Origin of the sequence: Isoptericola sp. NPDC057391, assembly GCF_042668085.1 — a bacterium.
In the GTDB taxonomy this organism is placed as follows: domain Bacteria; phylum Actinomycetota; class Actinomycetes; order Actinomycetales; family Cellulomonadaceae; genus Isoptericola.
Genome location: NZ_JBHVBO010000336.1, coordinates 1 through 1,426 on the forward strand (window position 1 = coordinate 1; position 1,426 = coordinate 1,426).

Below are 1,426 nucleotides of genomic sequence, written 5' to 3' on the forward strand. Positions count from 1 at the left end.
GCCGGTCCGCGGTCCCCCCCCCGGCCCGCGGCCACCCCCGCCCGCGGGGCGCGCCGGCCCCGCGCGACGACGCCCGGGCGGCGCTGGACGCCGCCGCGGAGGCGCAGGCCTCGTGGGGCGCGACCCCCGCGCGCGAGCGGGCCGAGATCCTGCGCCGGGCCTTCGACCTGGTGCAGGAGCGGCGCGAGGACCTGGCGCTGCTCATGACGCTCGAGATGGGCAAGCCGCTGGCGGAGGCGCGCGGCGAGGTGACGTACGGCGGCGAGTTCCTGCGCTGGTTCGCCGAGCAGGCCACCCACGACGACAGCCGGTACGCCCGCACCCCGGAGGGATCGCTGCGGATGCTGGTGCAGCGCCGCCCCGTGGGCCCGTGCCTGCTCATCACGCCGTGGAACTTCCCGCTCGCGATGGCGACCCGCAAGGTGGCGCCCGCCGTCGCCGCCGGCTGCACCATGGTGCTCAAGCCGGCCCGGCTCACGCCGCTGACGTCGCTGCTGTTCGCCCAGCTCATGGTCGAGGCGGGCCTGCCGGACGGCGTGCTCAACGTGGTGCCGTCCGCGTCCGCGTCGGCGGTCAGCGAGCCGCTGATGGCGGACCCGCGGCTGCGCAAGGTGTCGTTCACCGGCTCCACGCCGGTCGGGCAGAACCTGCTGCGCGCCGCCGCGGACACCGTGCTGCGGACGTCGATGGAGCTCGGCGGCAACGCCCCGCTGATCGTCTTCGACGACGCCGACCTGGACGCCGCCGTCGACGGCGCGATGGCCGCCAAGCTGCGCAACGGCGGCGAGGCGTGCACCGCCGCCAACCGCCTCTACGTGCACGAGTCCGTGGCCGACGAGTTCGTCTCCCGCCTCGCCGAGCGCTTCCGCGCCGTCGTCGTCGGGAACGGCCTGGACGACGGCACCACGCTGGGCCCGCTCGTCGAGGCCAAGGCCGTGGACTCCGTCGCGTCGCTGGTGGACGACGCCGTCGCGCGCGGCGCGCAGGTCGTCGTCGGCGGGGAGCGCCCCGACGGCCCCGGCCACTTCTACCCCGCGACCCTGCTGCGCGACGTCCCCGGCGACGCCCGCTGCATGACCGAGGAGATCTTCGGGCCCGTGGCCCCCGTCGCCACGTTCCGCACCGAGGACGAGGCCGCGGAGCTCGCGAACTCCACCGAGTACGGGCTGGCGTCGTACGTGTTCACCGGCGACGTGCGCCGCGGGCTCGCGTTCGCCGAGCGCCTCGAGTTCGGCCTGCTGGGCCTCAACGCCGGCGTCATCTCCAACGCGGCGGCGCCGTTCGGCGGGATGAAGCAGTCCGGCACCGGCCGCGAGGGCGGCTTCGAGGGCATCGCGGAGTACCAGGAGACGCAGTACGTCGGCATGCCGCTCTGACGCCGAGATAGAGAACCCGGACCCGCGAGATAGAGAGGTCGGGAGGGGAC

At 75.5% G+C, this 1,426-nt stretch carries 1 protein-coding gene; it reads left to right on the forward strand.

Annotated features, from left to right (window positions below):
* Positions 1 to 1,376: NAD-dependent succinate-semialdehyde dehydrogenase (locus ACFUVW_RS20840; RefSeq protein WP_430573199.1), on the forward strand; the 1,376-nt coding region annotated here is incomplete at its 5' end.
* Between the last annotated feature and the right edge of the window lie 50 nt (positions 1,377 to 1,426).